This is a genomic window from Nocardia sp. CDC159, assembly GCF_023740735.1.
Taxonomy (GTDB): domain Bacteria; phylum Actinomycetota; class Actinomycetes; order Mycobacteriales; family Mycobacteriaceae; genus Nocardia; species Nocardia pulmonis.
In genome coordinates, this window is sequence record NZ_JAMRXH010000023.1 from 25,875 (window position 1) to 49,246 (window position 23,372).

General features: G+C 66.4%; 18 protein-coding genes. 10 read left to right on the top strand and 8 right to left on the bottom strand.

Translation table 11 applies throughout. The features are described from left to right. Window positions 1-269 precede the first annotated feature (269 nt). From NDR87_RS33575 to NDR87_RS33600, 6 genes are all read left to right on the top strand, one after another. Window positions 270-698 carry a helix-turn-helix domain-containing protein gene (locus NDR87_RS33575; protein ID WP_251917938.1) on the top strand — a complete coding sequence of 143 codons (429 nt, stop codon included), beginning with the start codon at window positions 270-272 and terminating at the stop codon, window positions 696-698. A gap of 102 nt (window positions 699-800) precedes the next feature. After that, window positions 801-1,277, top strand: coding sequence for an ImmA/IrrE family metallo-endopeptidase (locus tag NDR87_RS33580; RefSeq protein ID WP_251917939.1), 477 nt, complete (start codon window positions 801-803; stop codon window positions 1,275-1,277). A gap of 4 nt (window positions 1,278-1,281) precedes the next feature. Next, on the top strand, window positions 1,282-2,526 hold the full coding sequence (locus NDR87_RS33585; RefSeq protein ID WP_251917940.1) for an MAB_1171c family putative transporter: 1,245 nt from the start codon (window positions 1,282-1,284) through the stop codon (window positions 2,524-2,526). A 256-nt stretch (window positions 2,527-2,782) separates the two neighbouring features. Next, on the top strand, window positions 2,783-3,196 hold the full coding sequence (locus tag NDR87_RS33590; RefSeq protein WP_251917941.1) for a hypothetical protein: 414 nt from the start codon (window positions 2,783-2,785) through the stop codon (window positions 3,194-3,196). A gap of 331 nt (window positions 3,197-3,527) precedes the next feature. Beyond that, on the top strand, window positions 3,528-4,667 hold the full coding sequence (locus NDR87_RS33595; RefSeq protein ID WP_251917942.1) for a lipase family protein: 1,140 nt from the start codon (window positions 3,528-3,530) through the stop codon (window positions 4,665-4,667). Window positions 4,668-4,831: 164 nt separating this feature from the next. After that, on the top strand, window positions 4,832-6,274 hold the full coding sequence (locus tag NDR87_RS33600; RefSeq protein WP_251917943.1) for an FAD-binding oxidoreductase: 1,443 nt from the start codon (window positions 4,832-4,834) through the stop codon (window positions 6,272-6,274). Here NDR87_RS33600 and NDR87_RS33605 read toward each other — a convergent pair. Then, window positions 6,195-6,827 (bottom strand): UbiD family decarboxylase domain-containing protein, encoded by a 633-nt coding sequence (locus NDR87_RS33605; protein WP_251917944.1) that lies wholly within the window; start codon window positions 6,825-6,827, stop codon window positions 6,195-6,197. The two genes, NDR87_RS33600 and NDR87_RS33605, sit on opposite strands and share 80 nt — an antisense overlap. A gap of 194 nt (window positions 6,828-7,021) precedes the next feature. Further along, entirely contained in the window at window positions 7,022-8,944 is a 1,923-nt protein-coding gene (locus NDR87_RS33610) for a primary-amine oxidase (RefSeq protein ID WP_251917945.1), read from the bottom strand. A gap of 578 nt (window positions 8,945-9,522) precedes the next feature. Between NDR87_RS33610 and NDR87_RS33615 the strand changes: the two genes are divergently transcribed. The 4 genes from NDR87_RS33615 to NDR87_RS37535 all read left to right on the top strand — a co-directional run bounded on the left by NDR87_RS33615 (window position 9,523) and on the right by NDR87_RS37535 (window position 16,025). Continuing rightward, window positions 9,523-11,076: an amidohydrolase gene (locus NDR87_RS33615; RefSeq protein ID WP_251917946.1), complete on the top strand. Its 1,554-nt coding sequence runs from the start codon at window positions 9,523-9,525 to the stop codon at window positions 11,074-11,076. An 82-nt stretch (window positions 11,077-11,158) separates the two neighbouring features. Next, window positions 11,159-12,829 carry an alpha-keto acid decarboxylase family protein gene (locus NDR87_RS37795; RefSeq protein WP_251917947.1) on the top strand — a complete coding sequence of 557 codons (1,671 nt, stop codon included), beginning with the start codon at window positions 11,159-11,161 and terminating at the stop codon, window positions 12,827-12,829. Between the two features lie 24 nt (window positions 12,830-12,853). Beyond that, complete coding sequence (locus tag NDR87_RS33625) at window positions 12,854-15,769, top strand: FAD-binding and (Fe-S)-binding domain-containing protein (protein WP_251917948.1); 2,916 nt, start codon at window positions 12,854-12,856, stop codon at window positions 15,767-15,769. A 124-nt stretch (window positions 15,770-15,893) separates the two neighbouring features. Then, window positions 15,894-16,025, top strand: a complete 132-nt coding sequence (locus tag NDR87_RS37535) for a hypothetical protein (RefSeq protein WP_286014351.1) — start codon at window positions 15,894-15,896, stop codon at window positions 16,023-16,025. A gap of 29 nt (window positions 16,026-16,054) precedes the next feature. Here the strand turns inward: NDR87_RS37535 and NDR87_RS33630 are convergent, their stop codons facing one another. From NDR87_RS33630 to NDR87_RS33655, 6 genes are all read right to left on the bottom strand, one after another. Next, on the bottom strand, window positions 16,055-16,681 hold the full coding sequence (locus NDR87_RS33630) for a response regulator transcription factor (protein ID WP_251917949.1): 627 nt from the start codon (window positions 16,679-16,681) through the stop codon (window positions 16,055-16,057). A gap of 1 nt (window position 16,682) precedes the next feature. Further along, window positions 16,683-17,855, bottom strand: a complete 1,173-nt coding sequence (locus tag NDR87_RS33635; RefSeq protein ID WP_251917950.1) for a sensor histidine kinase — start codon at window positions 17,853-17,855, stop codon at window positions 16,683-16,685. 5 nt (window positions 17,856-17,860) lie between these two features. Next, entirely contained in the window at window positions 17,861-20,029 is a 2,169-nt protein-coding gene (locus NDR87_RS33640) for an MMPL family transporter (RefSeq protein WP_251917951.1), read from the bottom strand. Between the two features lie 693 nt (window positions 20,030-20,722). Continuing rightward, the gene (locus NDR87_RS33645; protein ID WP_251917952.1) at window positions 20,723-21,010 is read right to left on the bottom strand and encodes a recombination protein NinG; all 288 of its coding nucleotides are present in this window, start codon (window positions 21,008-21,010) and stop codon (window positions 20,723-20,725) included. A gap of 102 nt (window positions 21,011-21,112) precedes the next feature. Continuing rightward, entirely contained in the window at window positions 21,113-21,496 is a 384-nt protein-coding gene (locus NDR87_RS33650) for a hypothetical protein (RefSeq protein WP_251917953.1), read from the bottom strand. Between the two features lie 582 nt (window positions 21,497-22,078). Beyond that, window positions 22,079-22,957, bottom strand: a complete 879-nt coding sequence (locus NDR87_RS33655) for a hypothetical protein (protein WP_251917954.1) — start codon at window positions 22,955-22,957, stop codon at window positions 22,079-22,081. Window positions 22,958-23,372: the final 415 nt, after the last annotated feature.

Consider the following 23,372-nt stretch of genomic DNA (forward strand, 5'->3'; position numbering starts at 1 on the left):
GCAGCAAGTGTCCGTCTACTGAGATAGCCACTTTTTCTCAGTCCGTTTACATCAGTCGACACTAATGAACGATCTTGTACCCGAGAAGATCAAGGGGAGGGAGTTCGTTACCTATTCAGCTTACGTTCATCGAAGGCGCTGTTCAGGGTCTCGACCGCGGCACCCGGCACCGGAGACCCGAGCGCCACCCCACCGCTGGCACGAAAGCGTCGATTGGGCTAGCATCTCGAGCAGGCCGGACCGTTTACCACAGCATACGAAAGCTCGCCATGACAGATGCCGCCGCCAAGCCGCTGGCCGCGAAGATCGAGTACCTGTTCCAGACGGTTCAACCGCTGGGCCGGGAATATTCGCTGCAGGAGGTGGCCGACGGCTGCCGGGCGATCGGCGGCGCCAGCTTTTCGAAAGCGTATGTGTGGTCATTGCGTACCGGACATCGTGACAACCCGACGATGCGGCATCTCGAGGCCCTGGCAGCCTTCTTCGGGGTGCCGGTGGCATATTTCTTCGACGACGAAGCGGCCGAACGAGTCGAGACACAGCTGGCTCTGGCCACGGCACTGCACAACGCGGATATTCGGGCCGTGGCATTGCGGATGACCAAACTCAGCAATTTGGATCGAAAGTCCCTGATTCGGATCGTCGACGAAATCCAGCGCATCAAGGAAGGGGCGACCGCTGCCGATCCCGAGAACTAGAACGCGAGGAAATGTTCCGCCGGGTCGAACGGTCAGGCAGCGGGGGGTGTAGTGGGGTATTTCATGGGCTGCCGTTCGGAGCAGCAGAACATTGCGGAGCTGGTGTCCAGGTGTCGGGCCCGCATCGACGCGCTCGAGCTCGACGAGGTCGACGTCATGTCGGTCAAGGCCCGGCTCGAACAGCGAACCGGCCGCACAATTCACCTGGTCCCCACGCCGCTCGCGTTCAATCAAACGTCCGGCCTATGCCTTTCGAGCGCCACCGAGGACTTCATCGTCTACAACGGCACGGTGAGCCGGACCTATCGAGACCACATCATCGCCCACGAGCTGGGGCATCTCCTGGCCGGCCACAACGGATCATCGGGCGCCACGACCGAACACCTGTTTCCCGACCTCGTCATCGACAAGGCTCATTTCCGGGTGGACGGGTATTCCGATCCCCAAGAGATCGAGGCAGAGGTCCTCGCCAGCCTGATCCAAACCAGAAGCCGAAATCGGTTCCCGGCGAACACCACCATGCTGCTGGGCGTCCTCGAAACGGCCTTCGGCCTGCGGCGCTCGCCCCGATCCAGCTGACGCGATGGCTGATCATCTCGGGGTGATTCTGAGCGTCGCCCTGCTGTGGGCGACACTGATACTGCGCGCACCGTTCGTCTGGCGCGACCGGTTCGCTCGAATACTGTGGATCGCACTCGCGTCCGTGGCATTCGCGACCACCCTCTATCTTCCGTGGGTGATCCACGCGCTCGCTCCGCTGCTGAGCTCGGAAAGAGCGGTCGACCTCACCCGCCACGCGAGTCAGATGGCCACCTACGTCACGATCGCCGTATTGTTCTCGTTCGCCGCACGATTCGGCCGAATCCACCTCATCTATCTGACGTTCACCGCCGCCACGGTATGCGCGATGGCGGCGATTCTTTCCACCGGCCCGCCGCACGATCGGGTCGTCAGCACAGCCCCGGGAGTGCCGATCGAGTACTGGATCGCCTTGTTCGGTCACCACATCGTCTCCGACATCGGAATCATCGCCGTAACAATCATCCTCGCGAGCAGGGTGAAGAGAACCGAGACTCGGTGGACGCTGATACTCTTCGCGACGGCCCGCATCGTCGCCGTTGTCTTGTGGTCGATCCTGCTGGCAGGCAACATCACTCACCAACGGTCGATTCTCGAATGGGTCCCGCCGGTGTTGGGACTGAAGGAAGTCCTGTTGGCGGCCAGCGTGGCGCTGCCCGGCATCACCGCCATCACCCGGTGGGTCGTCGATCAGCGTCGCTTGCACCGCATCTCGGGCCTGTGGAGCGAACTCACCACCCAATTCCCCAACGTCGTGCTTCACGTGCCGGCCGCGGTCGAGCCGCGGCTGCTACCCCGCCACCGCGAGGAGCTGGACTGGATCACCTACCGAAAGGTCATCGAAATCAACGACGCCATCACCGAACTCGCACCGTACACCCGAGAACACACCCTCGAAGACGCCGACCGTTTCCTCATCGCCCGCCGTGTTCCAGCACGCCGAAGACAACCCGCCGCCGCCGCGTGCTGGCTAGCCGCGGCAGCCCACGCCCACCGCCACAACCACCCACCCGACGCGAACATCCGGGTCCCTCCGATGCCGTTCGACGACAACGCCTTCCTGGCCCAGACCGCCGCCTGGTACCACACACCGATGGTCGCGGACTTTGTCGACACCTCTCTCGAGCAGCGGGAAAATCGCCGCAACCAGATCCAGCCCCACGCCTCCGAGACCGGGCCCGACCGCCGCGGTATCCTCGAACGCTGGACCCGAAAAGAGGGTTTCGACCGTCGGGCCGACAGGATTTGAACTGCGCCCCCTCGACCCCCAGGGGACCCGAAACCGTGGTTCTCATCATCGGCCGGAGGGGCGGCCGGTGGGTTCGCCCCGGTTCGGGCAGGCTCGCGCCGACGCCGCCGACGTCGGTGATGGTCCAGCTGCTGGCGCGGTCGAGGGTGATGGTGTAGCTGGCGGTGGCGGTGATGCCGATGGGGTTTCGTGGCTGCGGGAGGTCATGTCGATGAAGACCCGGACTATGTATTGGTCGCCGGTACGTTGAGAGACCTTGGCCGCCAACGGCTTTGCGGTGGATGTGTACTGCATTTCCGTCGGTAGCGGGCCGACGACGTTCACGGCGGCGTCCATTTTGGTTTTCAGCCCTTCGGTGACGCCGGTTTCGACGGCTTTGCGCCAGGTATCGATGGTGTTGCAGTCGACCTTGGAGACGTTGAGCGCGTACTGGGACGCCACGTCTTCGGCCTTGGCGAGGGCATCGGCTCATGCCAATGACGCGATGTATTCGCACCGGCGGGTCGGGACGAATACCGCGGAGGCGTTGCAGGCGTTTGGTGGAGCCCGTCGGCAAAGCTGCGAATATCGCTGTCTTGCCACGCGATCTGTGATGTCCAGGATTGGCGGGATTGTTGAAGATAAGGGGCCGCGGGAGGAATTCGACGAACCAGGTAATGAATGTGCTTGATACCGGCATGTCTCCGAAGCTGGTGCTTTCGTCGTGCGTGTTGATGAAAAAGCTTGCCTGGCAGCTTATCCGGTAGGCGCATCGGACTGCGCGTTTCGCGTGGCCACCGGCAAGGCCCTGGTTGCCACCACAGCGGTCACGACAGCAAGCCCGGTCCCTGGCCCCGGGTCGAAGTGACCAACTCCGATACGACCGCGGAAGCAGTCGAGATATAGGAGATATAGTACGAAAACAAACATTTTCTACACACCAATTGTGGTTCGCACTTGCCACGCTCGTCCCCGCCACGGCAGCAGGACGAGCTCCCGCGGCACCGAGAGGAGGGCTCGACATGGAAGTTCGAGGCGTGGTGTTATCGGCCGCGATCGCGGCCGCACTGCTCGTGACTGCCGCGTCGGCGGTGTCGGCATCGGCCGATCCGGGTGCGGCAGCGCCGGGATCGGTGATTGCCGTGGGGGCGTTGACCGATGGTGGGCATCCGGCCGGGGCCGCGGTCGAACGCCGGATCACCTACTGGTCCACCGGCCCGCAGGATCAACCGGTGCGCACGACCGGACGGGTGTTCCTGCCCGCGGGCAGCCCTCCGCCGGGTGGATGGCCGATCATCTCCTGGCACCACGGCACGGTCGGGTTGGCCGCCACCTGCGCCCCCTCGACCTCCAACTCCGACAGCGGTGACGAGGACTTCCTGTCGTGGTGGCTCACCCACGGCTATGCCGTCGTGGCCACCGACTACGCCTTCTACGGCGACCCCGGTGTCGCCGCCTACCTCGACGGGCACAGCGAAGCACACAACGCCATCGACATCGTCCGCGCCGCCCGCGCCGCCGAACCGTCACTGTCGAACAGCTGGCTCGCCGCTGGGCACTCCCAGGGTGGGCACGCGGTCCTTTTCACCGCCGCGCTCGCCCCCGTCTACGCACCGGAACTGGACTACCGCGGCGCCATCGCGCTGGCACCCGCCAACCATCTCACCGAGCAATTCGCCGTCCTCGGCAACCCCGCCACCCCCACCCCGCCCGAGCTGCTACCGCAGGCCGACATGCTGGCCAAGATCCTGCGCGGGCTGTCCGTCGCGCGCCCGGAGTTCGATCCCGGCCCCTACCTCACTCCGCATGGAGCGCAGTACGTCGCCGACAACGGCCGACTCTGTCCAGCCGAGCTGTTCCAGAAATACCACGGGATCACCTTCGCGCAATTGCTCGCCGCACCCGTGGCCACAGGCGATTTCCCTGCCACTGCGGCCCCGGTGCTCGATATCCCGCTCACCGGCTACCAACGTCCGGTGTTCATCGGTCAGGGCCTCGCCGACACGCTCGTCCAACCGAACCTGACCGACGCCACCGTCGCGCAACTGCGCGTAAACAACCAGCCCGTCACCTACCGCACCTACCCCGCCACGCATCTGACGATCCCCACCGCGGCAGCGGCCGATGCCCTCGGCTTCGCCGATTCCCAACTCGGTCGATAACACGCCACACCCGTCCACATCGCGCGCCAGCCAGTCGGCGGTGGTGAGCTCGGCAGGCATACGCCGTAGGTGCCGGGAGCAGCGCTCCTTCGGTTAATATTTGGCTATCGCGAGTTCGCGCCGGTTGTCAATTCGTGTGGTCGTGACGCGGAAGGGGCGAGCCGATGGCGACAGCGAAGCAAGCGGATGCGGATTCGCGGGCTCCGCGTGGAATAGATGCTGTTCGTCCGGGTGACGAGGCGTACGAGGAGACCAGGCTTGGCTGGAACCTGTTGTATCAGCGCAGGCCCGCCGAGATCCTGCTGCCGACGACGACCGAGGAGGTGGTCGCGTGTATCCGAAACGTGACTCATCGGAAGGTGCCGTTCCGGGTGCGGTCAGGCGGACACGACTACGACGGTGAGTCGTCGGTGGACGACGGTGTCGTGATCGATCTGCGCCGTCTGAACAACATCGCCATCGATGACGATGTCGCGCGGGTCCGGGTCGGCCCGGGCGCCACGCTGGGCGCGGTCTATGCCGCCCTCGCGCCGCACAAACTGGCCCTTGCCGCTGGTCTGTGCTCCGGTGTCCGCGTCGGCGGCCACTGTCTCGGTGGCGGGAACGGCTTGTTGCATCGATTTCTCGGGGTGAATTGCGACCAGCTTCTCGCCGCCACGATGGTCACCGCGACCGGCGAGGTGATCCAGGCAAGCGCCGACCAGAACCCAGACCTGCTGTGGGCGCTGCGCGGTGGCGGAAACGGGAACTTCGGCATAGTGACCGAGCTGATCTATCAGGCGACGCCGGTCACCGAGTTCGCCAGCCTGGTGTTGTCCTGGGATCCGGCGGACTACGAGCAGGTCCTGCGGGCGTGGCAGGATTGGGCGCCCTTCACCGATACACGTCTGACCTCGACGTTTGTGATCAGCAAGGACCGGGTCATGGTTATGATCATGTTCGCGGGCCCGGAGAAGGCGCTCAGCACGCTGCTGCCCAGGTTCTTGACCGAACGCGCCTGCGCGACAGGGCAGCGAATTCGAGAATACGGAGATTATGCCGCGGCATTGACCGGAATCATGTCCGAGTACGCGAGCGTCGACAATGCGGATTTCGATGAACACGTCATGTGGTCCTCGGTGGCGGTAATGACCGACCAGCTGGACGAAACCGCGCGGGCGATCATAGGCAGCGCTGTCCGCGGCGGCCCGGGGCAGTCGTCGGTTGCGATTTACGCCCGCGGCGGAAAGATCTGCGAACCAGCCCCCGACGCGACTGCCTATCCATGGCGGACATCGACGCTGGAGCCGCTGCTGCGAACCACCTGGCAGGACGAGAACGATCGCGAGCCATGCATGTCATGGATTGACGAACTGTTTCACCAGCTCGAACCCTATATTCATGGCGTATACAAGAACGGCTCGATGACATATCTCGTGAAAAGCCGCTACCGGTGGTATGCCGGAAACCTGCCGAAGCTGATCGCGATCAAACGCACGTACGACCCGGACAACGTTTTCTCACATCCAGCAGGTCTCCCTGTTTATGTCACACAGCAGCACATCGATGAATGGGATCTCCCGGCCGACATCGTCGCCGAGCTGAGGGCTCAGGGCAGTCTCGCCTGAGGTCGTGCACCGGGATCGGAAGAATATTGAGGTGGCGTCGGTGGCGGACCTGCATCCGGTAACAGCCGACGTTCTGGGTGTCGAAGTTGTTCCAGTCCTCGGGGTCTCGGCTGACGACTGCGCCCTTGTCGAGGTAGAACCCGGCGTCGAATTGGTTGAGCCGGAACAGCGGCATCAGTTCGAACAGGTTGATGTCGTCACCGGACACCGTGTTCTCCGCCCACGGGGGGTTGTCCCGGCGCTCAGGCGCGACAGGGTAGGCATCCCAGCGCCGCACCCATTCGTCGAACATCGTGCGAGCCGAGGACCCCGGATCCAGATCCATCGCGACGGCGAGATTCTGCCAACCGGCCACGGTGTTCATCAGTACGCGCGCATCGGTGAAGCCGGCGATGTTGTCGAAATACAAAGCGGGAGAACGATCACTCATGCGGATACCGGCCACGGCCGCCGCGGCGAGGTCCGGTTCGGGCTGCACGCGTTCGGTGATATGCAGCAGTTGGTCATGACTCTCGAGAGCGGCCAGGAACGATCGCAGATCGTCGTACGGCATATCCGGGTCTCCTCTGCATACGCTCATGGCAGCCGAAGCCGGCATGTCGGGCGGGCGGCCCGCGTTGCCAGGCCCAGGTGAATTCCGGCGGAGTTCGGCGGGCGTTCTTCGCGGATGAAATGTCCGCAGCCGGCGGTTCGACGGTGTAGTCGTCGGCCTGGGTCTCGGCGACGCGGGTCTAGCGGACCACAGGATTACTGGTGGCAGTGGTCGGTGGCTGTTCGGGGGACGTCGAGGGTGGGGTTGCGGTCGAAGAACCCGGCCGGTTTGAGGACGAAGCCGGTGTAGTCCACAGGCATGACAGGCCAGTCCTCGGGTCGTGGGTAGTGGGTGATTCCGAAGGTGTGCCAGACCACCAGCTCCTGGTTGTCGACGGATCGGTCGGCCGCGGCGTAGGCGGGCAGTCCCGCACCGCCGGGGTTCTGGTTCACCAGATCGCCTGCGGCGTAGCGTTCGTCGGGGTCGTAGGCGGTGACCCAGAGGTGTTTGGTGGCGAAGGCGGCGCGTTTGGCGATGGACGACCCGTCGGCGGCGAGCAGGGGTGGTTTGCCCTCGGGATAGAGCATGTAGCCGACCGGTTGGCCGAGCCGGTTGCGTGCGTCGGGATTGAGGATGTGCCAGCTGCGGCCGGTCCGGTTGTCGGCGAGGCGCTGTGCCTGCGATTCGCGTGTGAGGGTGGTGCGGCGCAGGGTGAAGGCGTTGCCGTGCGGGTTGTCCGGGCCCGCCGGCACACGCTGGGATTCGATCTCGTCGACGCGGTTGCGCGGGCCGTCGATCATCATGTCCAGTCGGGCGCAGAACAGGTGCTGGTGGTAGGGGGCGCCGAGGCCGGGGGCAATCTCGGAAGCGTACGGGTAGTCCGCTTCGGGGTAGGCAGAGGGGAAGACGATGCCGGTGGCCTTGGCTTCGAATTCGATGGTGCCGTCGAGGTAGAGGTACCAGAAGAAGCCGTAGTCGTAGTTGCCGATCGTGGTGAAGAACGAGATCACCAGGCGGCGTTGCCGGCGCGTCTCGCGGGAGCCGGTCCACAGGTCGGTGTGTTTCCACAACACCCCGAAGTCCTCCTCGTGCATGCAGATCGCGTGACGCAGGGTGCGGGGGTTTCCGCTCTCGTCGGCGAGCACGGCATCGAAGTATTCGATGTGGCCGACACAGTCGCAGCCGAGTTCGAGGGAGTTGGCGAATCGGCCGACCAGGTATTCCCCGGTGTCGAAGTAGTTCTGCCACGACCGCACCGGCGAGGGGTCGCCGTAGGGGACCACCATCTCCGCGATCGATGCACGGTGGATGATGGGACGGATCCGGTCGTGGTCGTGGAAACCGATCTGGTGCAATACCAGTCCTTCGCGGGCGTCGAATCCGACTCGCAGCGACCATTTCTCCCACTCGACGAGGTTGCCGGTCACGGTAAAGCTCGGGCCCTGCGGCTGGGTGATCTCGATGGGTTTCTGGGTGGTCCGTGGCGGTCCGGTCACCGCCGGGTCGTCGAAGTTGCCGGATTCGGCCGGGATGGGCATCGGGCCGGTGTCGATCACCTGCAGCACCTGCCGGTTCGTCATATCGACGAAGGCGACCAGGCCGTCGATCGGGTGGGCCCACGGGAGGTCTTTCTCGTTCTGCTGATGAAACGCCAATCCGCGAAGGATTCGGCGCCCCTGCTCATCGGGGTAGTCGAAGACACCGGCCGACAATGGGCACACGCGCACCTGGGCGATATCCAGGCCGCGTGCCGCGAGGGCTTTCAGCCAGGCGGGATCGGTGGCCAGGATCTGTTCTACCAGCCCGAACTCCTCAAGCAGGACCGGCATCTGCCCGTCGACGATCGCGTCGATGTTGCGCTGCGACAGCACCGAACGTGCGCGCAGCGACACCACCGCGTCGACGGCATCAGGCCGGTCCGTCTCCTGCAACAGCACGCGGTAGCGCCGATCGAAATCCGTGTCGGCGTGTCGAGCGTAGAGGCGGTGTCTGTCGGGTTCTTCGAGACCGACATAGGCGAAACGGGTAGCGGTGGAGACAAGTCCCGCCGCGGTGACGATCTCCCGGACCTCGGCTATCTCTTCGGCTGTCGGTAACGCCAACGGATGGTCCACGCGCTCGGGTGTCGAAATCGTCATCACCTGTCCTTTCGCGTCCGCTGGGAAGCAAGGATGCACAATCACAGAAACTCAGCAGATACCGCGCTGGGTTCCGAAAACGATCGGTGCGCACACCGACCGCGTTGTCATCCGAACTCTGGTGGTACTGGCGCGTGTTGGACAGTGCATATCATAATCGAGTTCTCGACCGATACGCACAGATATTCCCAAGTAGAACCGTTTTCCGCAGAGCTGGGTCCGATTGTCTGGGCGCGTAGCCCGGTTTGCGATGAAGGAAATCCACGTAATTGCCTGCGAGCCCTCGAGTCATGCTGGCTCGTGTTCGCTATTTTGTAACAAAGACGCATCTCGGGTGAACCGGTGGCGGGGAGAGGTACGGGTGGCGGGCGCCGTCATGTTGCGTGGGCAGGTGTGATTGCCCCACCCCCGGGCAATCTGCTCTCCGGTACTCGAGGGACGAGCTGGCGGTGTTTGGTTCGGATCGAGTAATTCGTGGCGGACGGATCGGAGGCACGGTGGGCGACGAATACGCTGACCTCGTTGTCGGGAATGGCCGGATCTACACGATGGATGGTTCCGCGCCGTGGGTGGATGCGATGGCCGTCCGCGGGGGCCGGATCGCGGCCACGGCCGACGTCCGGGAATGGACGGGACCGGATACCGAATATCTGGACCTGGGCGGCGGGTTCGCCATGGCGGGCCTGGTCGATGTGCACACGCATACAGATGGCGGTTACAAGGAGCTGTTCGAATGTGTCCTGCCGCCCGAAGCGTCGTTCGACGACATCCTGGCCGCGGTCCGATCGGCGGCATCCGGGCGCGGCGAGCACGAGTGGATCGTGGGCGGGTCATGGCCGAACACGCTCGCCGATCGTCTCGGATCGCGCGCGGCGCTGGAAGCATTGGACGACGCCGCCGGTGGTCGGCCGGTGCTGCTGTCCGACGACAGCTACCACAACCGGTGGGTCAGTTCGGCGGCGTTGCGGGCGGCCGGAATCGTCGACGGCGGGGACGGGGTCGTGTGCGATCCCCAGGACGGGCGCCCGGTCGGATTGCTCACCGAACCGGCGGGGATAGCGGTGGATCGAGCCGCTGCCGCGGCACAGGGAGATATACACGAGCGCGAGGTGCGCGGCACCGCTCATGCGGTGTCCACCCTGAATTCTTTCGGTATCACCGCTTTCGGTGAAGCCGCGGCCAGCTTGGCCACGCTGCGCGCCCTGGACCGGCTGGACCACGAGGGCACATTATCGGCGTGGGCGGTGTCGGCGATGATGGCACGCGATCCGATCCGGGGCAGCGAACCGGTGGGTGAGGCGCTGTTCGAGCAGGGACAGCAGTTGCGCGGCCGCTGTCATCTGCCCACCTTCGTCAAGATCTTCCTCGACGGCGTGCCGCCCAGCCGAACGGCGTACTTCCTCGAACCCTACGTCCCTTCGGGAGACCAGGACGATCAGTGGCGCGGCCGGCCCGCGATGGATTCGGCCGAACTGACCGAGTGGCTGCGGGTTGCCGCGCGGCGGAACCTGTCGGTCAAGATCCACTGCTCGGGCGACGCATCGGTGCGACAGGCGTTGGACGCCGTGGCGAGGCTGCGGGCAGACGGCGATCGGGACACGATCGTGCACATCGCGCACGCGCATTTCGTCGACCCCGCCGATCTGGGCCGGTTCGCCGAACTCGACGTGGTCGCCGACATGTCACCGCCGCTGTGGTTCCCCGGGCCGTTGGTGGATCAGACGAGCGCCCCGCTGGGACAGGCCCGTTTGCAGCGGCTGAGCCCCTGCCGGGATCTGATCGACGCCGGGGCGCTGCTGGCCGGCGGTTCGGACTGGCCGGTGAGCGAGCCGAATCCGTGGCCCGCGATCGCGGGCCTGGTCACTCGCGAGGACCCCACCGGCCGCCGAACGGGTGCGTTGGGCCCACACCAGCGTCTGACCGTGGCCGAGGCGCTTGCGATGTACTCCCACAACGGCGCCCGCGCATTGAGGATCGACGACCGCACCGGCTCACTGCGACCCGGCCGATCGGCAGATTTCATCGTGCTCGACCGCAATCCATTCGACGTCGACCCGCACGACCTGGCCGAAACACAGGTGCTGGCAACCTATTTCGCGGGTAAACGGATCGAGAAGAACAGCAACACCTGACACCGCCGCCATTTTTCGGTGAGGTCACTCCTTTGATTTGCGCGCTGCTTGTCGAATGCATCGGTATTGAAGGGAGGCTGTGGTGAAGGTCGCGGACTATTTGTTGGATCGGTTGGCCGAGCGCGGGATTCGGCACGTGTTCGGTGTGCCGGGTGATTACAACCTGGCGTTGTTGAATGAGGTGCTCGCCCACGACGGATTGCAGTGGGTCGGTAACACCAACGAATTGAACGCGGCCTACGCCGCCGACGGCTACGCGCGCGTGCACGGCCTGTCGGCGGTGGCGTTCACCTACGGGGTGGGAGAGCTGTCCGGAATCAACGGTGTCGCGGGGGCGTGTGCGGAGAACGTGCCGATCGTGGTGATCGTGAGCGTGCCGTCGCGCGCGCAGTGCGCCGCGCACGCGGTCATGCATCACGGCCTGCCCGACGGGCAGTGGGATCACTTCGCGCGGATGTACCACGAAGTGACCGCCGCGCAGGCGGTCCTGTCGCCGGAGAACGCGGCCAGCGAGATCGATCGGGTCCTGGCCGCGGCCGAGCGGGAGCGGCGGCCGGTCTATATCGCGATTCCCTCCGATGTCGCGACGGCCGCGCTGCCCGAGGGGCATGCGCCCGCCCCCGAGCCGCGGGGCGATGACGGCTCGGCCGTCGCCGAGTTCACCGATGCCGGCTCGGCCGTTGCGGAGTTCGCCGCGGCGGTGGCCGCTCTCGCCGCCGATAGCGCGCGGGCGGTGCTGTTGCTCGGGCACGAGGCGGCGCGTTTCGGGCTCGCCGCACGGGTACAGCGGCTCGCTGTGTCCACCGGCATCCCGGTGGCGATCACCCCGATGGGCAAGGGGACGGTCGACGAGGACGCGGTGGTTTGGCTGGGGTTGTACGACGGCGGTGCGAGCGAACCCGCCGTGCGTGAAGCGGTCGAGAAGGCGCCGCTGCTGATCCGTATCGGAACGCCGCTGTCGGACACCGAAACCGCCGGATTCACCGCACGATTCGACGAGAGCCGAGTCGTCGACGTGCGGCCCGACCACGGCACGGTGGCCGGCCGTCGGTTCGCGCCGCTGCCGTTCGACCAGGCCCTCGACGCCCTCGGTGAGGTACTCGCCGGCATCGGCTGGGATTCGACGGTTCCTCCGGCCGCTCCAACGGCGAGTGCGCAGGGCGCGGGCGGGCGACTGACCCAGGCGGCGCTGTGGCCGCGGGTCGCGTCGGCGTTGCGTCCTGGTGATGTCGTGGTGGTGGGGTCGGGCACCGCCGCGTGGGGGATGCTGAGCCAGCACCTGCCCAGCGGCGTGACGTATCTGGCGCAGACGCATTGGGGTTCGATCGGCGGAGCACTGCCAGCCGCGCTCGGGGCGAGCCTGGCGGCTCCGGGGCGGCGGGTGGTGCTGATCATCGGCGACGGGTCGCTGCAGCTGACCGTGCAGGAGCTGGCGACCGTCGCGCGCTGGCGGCTACCCGTGACGGTCATGTTGATCAACAATCACGGCTACACGATCGAGCGGATCATCGACGGTGCCACGGCCGTCTACAACGACATCCCGCTGTGGAACCACCGTGCCGTCGTGCGCGCCATCACCGCGGTCGACGACCTTCCGGTCACCGAGATACGCACGACCGCCGAACTCGATAACGCGCTGGAGGAGTTCAACCGCTCCGCGCCCGCGCTGCGGGTGTACGAGTTCCACACCGATCTGATGGATGTGCCGCAGCGGTTGCAGTCGTTTGTCTCCACTCTCGCCGCCGCCCGTTGACACCGACTACTGGAGGTCTCGGTCATGTCCGTGCGAACACGTCTGCGTGCCGCGCTGCCCATCGACACCGCGGCGCACCCCGACCGGCTCGCGGGTGCACTGACCCGCGGCACTCCGCGACGACTGCGCACCGATCTCGAGCGGCTCGTCGGCACCGAACAGGTCCTGTCCCGGCCGAGTGACCTGGTGCGTTACGCCAGTGACGCCAGCCCCTACCGGCTCATCCCCCAGGTGGTGGTGGTGCCCCGTGACGAACGCGACGTCGCCGCCGTGCTGCGGTACGCGCGCGAACATCATCGCGCGGTCACCTTCCGCGCCGCCGGCACCAGTCTCAACGGCCAGTCCCAGGGCGACGACATCCTGCTGGACGTGCGCCGCCACTTCGGTGGCGGCACGGTCGAAGCCGACGGCGCGCGGCTGCGAGCACGGCCCGGTCTGATCATCGCCCACGCCAACGCCTTGCTGGCCCGCCACAACCGGATGCTCGGACCGGACCCGGCCAGCAGCGGCTCGGCCACCGTCGGCGGCGTGGTCGCCAACAACGCCAGCGGCATGTCCTGCGGGGTGGCCCGCAACTCGTATCACACGGTGCGCTCGCTGCGGATCGTGCTCGCCTCGGGCACGATCGTCGACACCGCCGACCCGGACGCCGACGCGATGCTGGCCGCCACCGAACCCGATCTCGTCACCGAATTACTCGCTATCAAGGCCGATCTGGCGGCCGACACCGCTCTGACGGCGCGGATCCGGCAGAAGTTCGCGATCAAGAACACCAACGGATATCGGCTCGATGCCCTCCTCGACGGCGACACCCCTACCGAAATCCTGCGCGGATTGATGGTGTGCTCACAGGGCACGCTCGGATTCCTCAGCGAAATCGTCTTCGACACAGTCCCTTTCGGGCGATTGCATACCACCGCACTGCTGCGCTGCCGCGACCTGTACACCGCCACCTCCCTGGTCGCGCCGATGATGGCCGCCGGCGCCCACGCCGCGGAACTGATGGACGCCGAATCCCTGCACGCCGCGGCGACGGTGCCCGGCGCGCCCGCCTGGCTCGGCGAGATCGAGGACACCGAGGCGGCGCTGCTGGTGGAATTCCGCACCGGTGACCCCGCGACCCTGGCCGATCTCGAGAACGCCGCCGCCAAGGTCCTGGCGGCAACGTCGGATTCGGTCCGGGGCGAATTCACCCGCGACTCCGCGACCGCGCTCACCTACTGGCGAGTCCGGGAGGGCATCTTCGCCGAACTCGGCGCCACCCGACCCCACGGGACCGTGCTGCTGGGGGAGGACGTCTGCGTCGCGCCCGAGCGGGTCGCCGACGCCGCCGTCGACCTGCACCGCGTGCTGACCGAGCACGGCTACCGCGCGGCGATCCAGGGCCACGCCTCGGCGGGCAACCTGCATTTCGCTCTCGCCCTGGACCCCTCCTCGTCCGAGCAGGTGGATCGGTACGCCCGTTGCATGCGGGCCGTGGTCTCGCTGATCCTCGACACCTACGACGGCTCGCTCAAAGGCGAACACGCCACCGGTCGCAACATGGCCCCATTCCTCGAACGCGAGTGGGGTGCGACGGCTGTGGAATACATGCGCCGTGTCAAACACGCACTCGATCCCGCCGGTATCCTCAACCCGGGCGTGGTGCTCAACGACGACCCCGACGCCAACATCCGCCACCTCAAGACCATGCCGACGGTCGACAACGAACTCGACCGGTGCATCGAGTGCGGATTCTGTGAACCCGTCTGCCCCAGTAGGGATCTCACGACCACACCGCGGCAGCGCATCGTGCTGCAACGCGAAATCGCCCGCCAGGGCGAACCCAACCGGGTCACCGCCGCACTCACCGACGACTACGACTACGACGCGGTCCAAACCTGCGCCGGCGACGCCAGCTGCGCGATCGCCTGCCCGGTGCGCATCGACACCGGCGCCGCCATGAAACGCTTGCGCCACGCCACCCACGGCGCCCGCGCCGAACGCATCGCCGCCTGGACCGCCCGCCACTGGGGACCGATCGAACGCATCGCCCGCCGCGCGGTCGGCCTCGGCCGCGTCCTCGCCGCACTCACGGGCGACCTGCCCCTGCGAGCGATCACCGGCCTCGCACGACTGCTGTTCGGCAGCGACCTCATTCCCCAATGGCTCCCCGAAACCCCCCATCCCGCACCCGCCCGACTTCCCGCCACCGACAAAACCCGCGCCACCGCCGTCTACTTCCCGGCCTGCATCAACCGGATCTTCGGCACCCCCGTCGGCAGCACCGACGAACCGACCATCGCGGAAGCCGTTGTGCGACTGGCCGAACGAGCCGGACAACCGGTATGGATCCCCGACGACGTGATCGGCACCTGCTGCGCCACCATCTGGCACAGCAAAGGCTACGACACCGGCAACACGCTCATGGCCAACCGGCTCGTGGACAACCTGTGGCGCTGGAGCGACCACGGCCGACTGCCCATCATCATCGACGCCAGCTCCTGCACCCTCGGCGCCCACCGCGAAATCCTGCCCTACCTCACCGACGAAAACCGGCACCGCCATGCCCGGCTCGACATCCGCGACAGCATCACCTGGGCTCGCGAACTGCTGCCCCACCTCGCCATCACCACCAGAATCAATACCGCTGTCATCCACCCCACCTGCTCCATGCATCACCTCGACAACACCGGCGATCTCGCCACCCTCGCCGCGGCATTCGCCGACCATGTCGTCGAGCCGATCGTCGCCACCTGCTGCGGCTTCGCCGGCGACCGCGGCTACCTGCACCGAGAACTCACCGAACACGCCACCGAAACCGAGATCGCCGAGATAGCCGCCACCCCCGCCGACGCCTACCTCAGCGCCAACCGCACCTGCGAACTCGGCATGCAACACGCCAGCGGCCACCCCTATCACTCGGTACTCATCCACCTCGAACAAACCACCAGACCGTGACCACCGTCCACCCCGCGAGCCGATCTGGCCGGGATGCCCGCGCCACATCGACGCCCGGAAACCGTCCCGACCTGGTGTCGATACCGCGCAAGGAATACCGACAGTTCGAGGCGCACTAGCCCTGATGGTCGTGCTGCCCCCGGACGAGGTGGCGGACCTGCTCGGCGAGCGCAAGCGCGCCCTCGCCGAGCAGGCCGTCCAGCAGCGCGAATTCCTCCGCGCCGCGGCGGATGTCGACCGATTACCCGCGAGGTAGCCGAGCGATCCTCGGCGTCGTTTCTACGTTCATGGCAGGAGGCCGCGATCCATGGCGACGACGACGGCGTGGGTGCGGTCGCTGACATCGAGCTTGGCGAAGATGCGCAGCAGGTGGGTCTTGACGGTGGCCTCGGCGATGGTGAGGCGCCTGCCGATCTCGGGATTGGAAAGGCCGGCGGCCACGGCTCGCAACACCTCGATTTCCCGGGCGGTCAGGGGGATCTGCTCGGGGCGGCGCATCCGGGCGACGAGCAGATCCGCGACCCGGGGGGCCAGGACGGTGCGGCCGCGGGCCGCGGCGTGGATGGCCTCGACGAGTTGGTCGCGGGTGGTGTCCTTGAGGAGATAGCCCATGGCGCCGGCCTCGATGGCGCGTTCGATTTCGGAGTCGGTGTCGTAAGTGGTCAGGATGAGGACGCGGGTGGCGGTGCGGGTGGCGATCTCCCGGGTGGCCGCCACGCCGTCCAGGATCGGCATGCGCAGATCCAGCAGGGCCACATCGGGTTTCAACCGCTCGGTGAGCTCGATCGCGGCGCTGCCGTTCTCCGCTTCGCCGACGATGTCGACGCTGGGTTCGGCGGCAAGCAGTGCCGCGAGACCCGCACGCATGACGATGTGATCGTCGGCGAGAATCAGGCGCACGGGTTCGGCCATGTCACATCCGATCATCGGCGGGTAGCACGGCGAAGATGCGGGTGCCTTCGCCGGGTGAACTGGTGACGGTGAGCTCGCCGCCGAGTTCGGCGAGGCGGGTGCGCATCCCGTTCAGGCCGAAGCCGCGTGCCTCGTGGGGAGTGAATCCGATTCCGTCATCGGTGATTTCGAGTTCCACCCCGGTTGCTCCGCCCGTTAGCGTGACGCTCACGGTGCCGGCCCCGGCATGCTTGCGCACATTGGCCAGCGACTCCTGGGTGCAGCGCAGCAGGGCGATCCGGGTGGGCTGATCGCATTCGATATCGCGCAATTGAGCATCCACGGTCAGTCCGGTGTCCTCGGCGAACCGGTCCAGGATGCGCCGCAGCGACTGCGCGATACCACCGGACGCGGCCCCGCCCGCCGGTGCGGAGCCGACGAGTACGCGTGCCTCCACGAGGTTTTCGCGGGCGGTGCGCTCGATGGACAGCAGCTGCTCGGCGCTGGTCACCGGATCGGTGTCGATGCCGCCGCGGGCGGCCTCGGCCAGCACGATGATGGAGGCGAAGCCCTGGGCGAGCGTGTCGTGGATCTCGCGCGCGAGCCGTTCGCGTTCCTCGGCCGCGCCCTGGCGTCGATGCGCCACGGCCAGCTCCGATTGCGTGCGTGCCAGTTCGGCGCCGAGCACCCGGGCGCGTTCGTCACCCTGTCTGATCACCCGGTCCATCCACAACCCGAGCAGGACACCGCCGGCGAGGCCGATCAGGGTGAAGACCACATTGCCCGGGGAAAATGGCGACCCGGTGAAGGTCCCGACCAGGGTGGCCACCGCGGCCGCCCCGAGGAAGCCGATCGCCTGACGCGCGGTGGCGGTGTGGATCCAGAACATGGGCAGCGACACGATGAAGAACGCCGCACCGCCGTCGAGCAGAATTGCCGTCACGCCGAGCACCAGCACGAGCATCCCGAGAAACCCGCTGGGCCGCACCACGGGATTGCCCGGAAACGACCGCAGGATCAGGTAACTCAGGGCGAGCACCGCCACCAGCGCCCACGTCCCGTACTTCGTGGCGTCGGCCCTGTCGTGCACCGCGATCACCGGCGGGCACAGGCCGAACAAGACCCAGCAGAGGAGGTACCACCGCCGCAGTGTCCGGATCCGAAACCGATCGTCGGTGCCCGGCTGCTGGTTCATTTCGATCAGCCTACTTTCACCGGCGCGCGGCGCTGTGTGACAGCGGTCGGCCGCGTCGGCCACCACGTTCGATTACCGAGCAGGAGCAGCAGGGCGGGCAGGATCACGATCCTGATGACGAACGCGTCGAGTAGCACGGCGGCAGCGAGCGCGAAACCCATTTGCTTCATCTCCATGATGTGCAGCGGGACGAAGCTGGCGAACACCGTGACCATGACGAACGCGGCGCTGGTCACCACGCCCGCCGAACCGCCGACGCCGTCGAGCACGGCCTGCCGAATGGTGGCACCGCCGTCGACGGCCTCCTTGATCCGGCTCAGCACGAAGACCTGATAGTCCATCGACAGGCCGAACAGGATCACGAACAGCAGCAGGGGAACTCGGGAACCGATCGTGCCGGTCGAGTCGAAATCGAGCAGGCCCTCGGCCCAGGTGTTCTGAAAGACCAGGGTCAGCAGGCCCAGCGAGGCGCCCGCCGAGAGCAGGTTCAGCACCACACCGATCAGGCCGAGCACGAGGGAACGGAATGCCGCGGCGGTCAGGACGAAGGTCACCAGCAGCAATGCCGCGACGATCATGGGCAGTTTCCGCTTCTGATGTGCCGGATAGTCGGCGTAGCGGGCGACCTCACCGGTCACCGCGAAGTCGATGCCGGACAGCGCGCCGATCGTGGCCGGCACATAGTCCCCGCGAACCCGTTCGAGCGACTCCACGGCCGCCTTGTCGCCGACATGGTGCCGCACGGGCAGTTCCAGCAGGCTGACCCGACCGTCGCCGGAGGTGCGCAGATTCGACGTGCCCGTCAGCGCCGAATCGGCCGCGGCCCGTCCGGCCAGGGCGCGCAGCGCGCTCGCGACCTCGTTCGCCCGGGCCGGGTCCGCCGTCACGACCACCTGGTGCATCGACTTCAGTTCCGGGAAGGCGGCATGAAGCCGATCGAAGGTCTGCATGGCGGGGATCGTGCGCGGGTGGGTCTCCCGCCCCATATCGGTGAGTTCGAGGCCGACCACCGGTGCGGTGAGCACGAGCATGGCGAGCACCGAAACGGCCAGCCCGGTGGCCGGTTTCGCCGCGACCCCACGGAGTACGAATCCGGTGAACCGCCCGCCCTTCGACGGCGTCCGGCCGACCGGTCCGGCGTGCGCGGCCCGGCGCACGGCCCGGCGCTCCGCTCGCTCGGTGAGCATCGCCAGCAGTGCGGGCAGCGCGGTGAGCGAGCTGACCACCGCGACCAGCGTGACCAGGATCGCGGCGGTCGCGATCGAGGAGAAGATCACGTCATCGGCGAGATACAGGGTCGCGGTGGAGGCCGCCACGGCGAGCCCGGACACCACGACCGCCCGACCCGAGGTCGCCGCGGCCAGTTCCACCACCGCCCGGGTATTCGGCATTCCGGCGCAGCGAGCGCGCTCCTCCCGGGCGCGCTTCAAATAGAACAGTGTGTAGTCGACACCGACCGCCAGCCCGATGAGCAGGATGATGTTGGTGCCGATCCCGTTGTCCGGGAACAGGTGTGAGGCGGGCATCGACAACCCGATCGCGGCGACGATCGAGGAGACGGCCAGCAGCACCGGCACCAGCGCCAGCGCCACCGACCGGAAGACGAACAGCAGCGTGATCACCGTGACCGGCAACGCGATCATTTCCGTCCGAGCCAGATCCCGCCCGCGCAACTCGTCGACGCCACTGCTGACGGAGGGCCCACCGGTCTCCTCGATCAGCAGCCCGGGATGGGCCCGCTGCACCAGCTCGGTCTGCGCCCGGAGCGCGCCGACATGCTTGTCACCGTCGAGTTCCGCACCCGCCATGGTCACATCGATACGCAGCGCCGTTCGGTCCGCCGTATACACCGGTGGTGCCACGGATTCGACCTCCGGCAGCGCCCGCATCCGATCGGTGACCTCCCGAGCGACGCCATCGGCGGCGGCATCCAACCGGGCCCCGTTCCCGGTGATGAGGATCCGTTCCACGGCCCGCTGTTGCAGTCCGCCCGAGGCGGCGATCGCCTCCCCCCGCCCGGCTTCCCCGATCCGGAAATCCTCTGTGGCGGCCGGCCGCCCACCGACTCCCACCCCCACCCCGACGCACAGGGCAACGAACACGAACCATCCGACGGTGGCGAGCCACGGACGACGTGCGCTCCAACCAGCGATGGCTACCAGGCGATTTCGCATACCTGAATGCTGCTGGCCGACCCCGACCTCCGAACAGCCTCGACAGATCGAATCTCATGTCCACCGGTCGGTGGACACGACTCCCGAATATCCCTCCGGGGGGTTACCCGTGCGGGCGAACCGGCAGCTCGGTCATGCCGCGGATCAGGACGCCGATCTGCCACTGCGGGGTGAAGTTCGGGTCGGCGAACGGCAGCGCGGCCAACCGGATCCCCGCCACGGCGTACACACGTGTGAAGCGGTTTCTGGGGTGGCCCGTGCGCGCGTCGCACGATGGGGGTAGCCCTTCGGGGGAGAGTTCAGAGCCGACGGGGAGTCGAGAAGCCGAGCGGGCTCGACTTTCGACCCGCCCCTCCCCTCGCGAGTGTCCAGGTCCGCACACCGATGCCGACCGGGCTGTCCGAAATTTGGATCCAGACCAATCCGTCTGCACTACCGCTGCGAATAGTTCTTCGGCTCGATGCGGGTCAGAGGGGCTGTGCCGCAACGAGTTCGATTCGCTGTCCGCGCGGCCGTGGCCGTCCGCGCCTGTTGGCCAGTGGTCGCTCGACCCGACCACGCCGAAGTCCCCTGATGGAGGTGAGGTTCAAGCATGGAGTCGTTCAGCGGTGCGCCGTGGCTACCCATCGAGGTCGCGTCCGGCCTCGGTGGCGTCCTCGGCCGCCGGTTATGACCGGCCAGCCCCGGTAGCGGTCAGAACTCCGACCGCACCCACGCACCCGCCGGAGCGGGCTCTGCGTTGCCGCGAGAAAGGTTGCAGCGCAGATGACTCGGCCGGATGTTGGCCGGTTCGAACGCCAGATGCGGGTGCGTGGACACCGGATAGTAGTGATCGGCCTCGAACCCGTTCGGGTCGAACCGCTTCGCGGTGTAGTCGATCGGCTGCCCGCACACCCAGCACGTCAGCTCTTGGGTGCGGACGTCGGCGACGAGTGCCGCCACCGGTAGGTCTGGCGCGGGTCCTTCGCCACCGATCCTCATCGGTCCACTCATCCTGTAATCGTCGGTGGCTCCACTCCTGAACCAGAGTCTTCACCTGATCGGACGGTTCAGGGTCTGTGTAGTCGGTCGCCGTTGGGTCGATTACCAAATGACCACTCCACCACCGACGCCAAGCGCACGCCCTGCCGCGAGCTGGATAGTTACCAGGTTGGCCGCGACCGCATCGATCACCGTCAAATGTGTCGCATCGGGCCACGGCGGGTACGGAAACGGCGCGATCGCACTGAGGTTGTGGCCGAGCCTGGCACATTCACCCGCGAACTCCAGCACCTCATCCGGCTCGACCCACAGATTATCCTCCGCCAGGACCGGGAAAAACCGTGCGCCCAGCTCACGGACGGCCGCACTACCCCATACCTCGGTGCGCCAGCTCTCGAACCCGGCAAGGTTCATCCAATCCTTCGGCGCGTCGAGGAACAACATCTCGCCGTCCCGAAGAGTAAAGACGTGCACGGTCAGACTCACGAGGGCAACTGAATCACACCCGCAGGTGGCGGCTCTAGTGGCTACTTCCTTCGGCCTGAGCCGCCCTCGAAGATGCACCAGTGCCGACGCGGCGGTGCCGTCGGTTCTGCGCGGCGGCACCGCGACTCGGTGGCCACGAGTCGACCCGCCAGCTGCCCGTTTCGAGTCGTGCTACCCCTCGCGTGCCCGAACGTTTCCCGTAACTCTGCCGTGGATCACTTGGCCACACCGGATCAGGACCCGCCCATGCCAACGCGACACGATTCGTCGAGTGCGCACCCTCACGGGTCAGGAACCGCACTATTCGGCGCGACCCCGAGACCACGTATTCAGCACTGGCACACCGAACAGTGCTCAGGAAAACATCCTGCCCCCCGACGCTGGTCAGGGGGTTTTTACTGTCGGGCTGACAGGATTTGAACCCGCGACCCCTTGCCCCCCAGGGAACCCGAAACCTCGATCTTGCCTCCGCTCAAGTGCGTCACGTCCAGGTCGCAGCACCGCAACTCGGTCTCGACGGCTGACGAGCTTCATGTAACCGCACCCGTCAGCATCCCCTTGACTTCTATGGGATTTGGTTGGTCAGGCAGTCGAGAAGGGGGCGCCGGGCTCGTGCCCGGAGACTCGTCCATGGTCCGCGACGTCGGTCTCCGCCTGCCGGATCGTGGCCTGCCAGGAGCCTGCCCATCCGCAGTCGCAGAACGCCCGCGCAATGCGCGAGGTATCGAAAGCGTCGGCGGCAGGCGCCGGGCCGAGTTGGATCCCAATTCGAAGCGGACGGGATTCGTCGGTGCCATCTCGTTGGTCGATCGGATTGGTGCGGATGTTGCCAACGAGATTGTCGTCCCTCTGTTTTGGTGTTGGCGGCGTAAGGGTGATGTCAGCTCTGGGCATTCCTCGCGGCGGCGGATTGCCCGATGCTGCCGGACGGGTCGCCGCTTCACCCGCTGGGCTGCGGGCGACCAGCGTGATCGCGATCGGGTCGGCCGAATCGTCGGCGACATGTTCATCGACGAGTCGATCCCTCACGTCCTCGGCCTGTCCGCGCGTGGGGTGCACCGATACATGCCGCTCGCCGGAACCCAATCCATCGATGACAAGCACCCACACCTTCGCCGGGTCCAATTGTGCGGCAACCTCACCGTGCGGATCACAACCGATCCGATCGACCACCCCCGCGAGATCCTTCACCCAACCGCGACGTTTACAGCGCCGAGCGATCTCCAGCTCGGTCGCGCCGGTGGCGGTGACCAATTCACGCCAGGAGCGTCCACGCACCCAACCCTCGGCGAGCGCATCGTCCATCGCTTCGCTCCAGTAGCGTTTTCCGTCGGCGCACGCTTGATCGCGCAGACGCTTCTCCCAGTCGTATTGCGGGTTCGCCTCCAGCTCGGATCTCAGAAGATCGGCCGCCCTGCTGTTTCCCTTCTGCTCCCCCCGCACAGCCTCCGGCAGCAGCATGCCGCAACGGGCAAGAACTGCCGATCGACTGCGCTGTAAGTGCGCCGAAATCTCCGGCACTCCCCAGCCGGCACGGATCGCCTCGACAAGCCACCGGCACTCGGAAGTCAGCCAGAGCGCTCCTGCCCGCGCCAGCGAATCACCTTGCTCGTGAGTAGTTTCCATATGCCACCATCCCCGCCTTTCCCGGACCCATCCCCGGCCCGATAACCCCAGTATGGCCAGCACCAACGACAGAAAGCAGTTGTCCAGCAGGATGTTCCGAGTTCGAACCCCCTGAACCGGAGCCAGCTGTTCCGCCTCGTGATCGCCAACCCGACACCGGCAGGGCTGGCAGGGAGTGTCGACGGCGGAGCCTGGTCTCGGTCCAATGAGCCGAGATTCGGGCGTCCAAGATCACTCACTGTCGCGGAGT

Coding starts and splice junctions, on each gene's coding strand:
- NDR87_RS33630 (WP_251917949.1), bottom strand. CDS start 16,681: ATGGCCGAACCCGTGCGCCTGATTCTCGCCGACGATCACATCGTCATG.
- NDR87_RS33600 (WP_251917943.1), top strand. CDS start 4,832: ATGGCGACAGCGAAGCAAGCGGATGCGGATTCGCGGGCTCCGCGTGGA.
- NDR87_RS33575 (WP_251917938.1), top strand. CDS start 270: ATGACAGATGCCGCCGCCAAGCCGCTGGCCGCGAAGATCGAGTACCTG.
- NDR87_RS33635 (WP_251917950.1), bottom strand. CDS start 17,855: ATGAACCAGCAGCCGGGCACCGACGATCGGTTTCGGATCCGGACACTG.
- NDR87_RS37535 (WP_286014351.1), top strand. CDS start 15,894: ATGGTCGTGCTGCCCCCGGACGAGGTGGCGGACCTGCTCGGCGAGCGC.
- NDR87_RS33615 (WP_251917946.1), top strand. CDS start 9,523: ATGGCCGTCCGCGGGGGCCGGATCGCGGCCACGGCCGACGTCCGGGAA.
- NDR87_RS33610 (WP_251917945.1), bottom strand. CDS start 8,944: ATGACGATTTCGACACCCGAGCGCGTGGACCATCCGTTGGCGTTACCG.
- NDR87_RS33655 (WP_251917954.1), bottom strand. CDS start 22,957: ATGCTGCTGCCGGAGGCTGTGCGGGGGGAGCAGAAGGGAAACAGCAGG.
- NDR87_RS33605 (WP_251917944.1), bottom strand. CDS start 6,827: ATGCCGTACGACGATCTGCGATCGTTCCTGGCCGCTCTCGAGAGTCAT.
- NDR87_RS33595 (WP_251917942.1), top strand. CDS start 3,528: ATGGAAGTTCGAGGCGTGGTGTTATCGGCCGCGATCGCGGCCGCACTG.
- NDR87_RS33625 (WP_251917948.1), top strand. CDS start 12,854: ATGTCCGTGCGAACACGTCTGCGTGCCGCGCTGCCCATCGACACCGCG.
- NDR87_RS33640 (WP_251917951.1), bottom strand. CDS start 20,029: ATGCGAAATCGCCTGGTAGCCATCGCTGGTTGGAGCGCACGTCGTCCG.
- NDR87_RS33645 (WP_251917952.1), bottom strand. CDS start 21,010: ATGAGGATCGGTGGCGAAGGACCCGCGCCAGACCTACCGGTGGCGGCA.
- NDR87_RS33585 (WP_251917940.1), top strand. CDS start 1,282: ATGGCTGATCATCTCGGGGTGATTCTGAGCGTCGCCCTGCTGTGGGCG.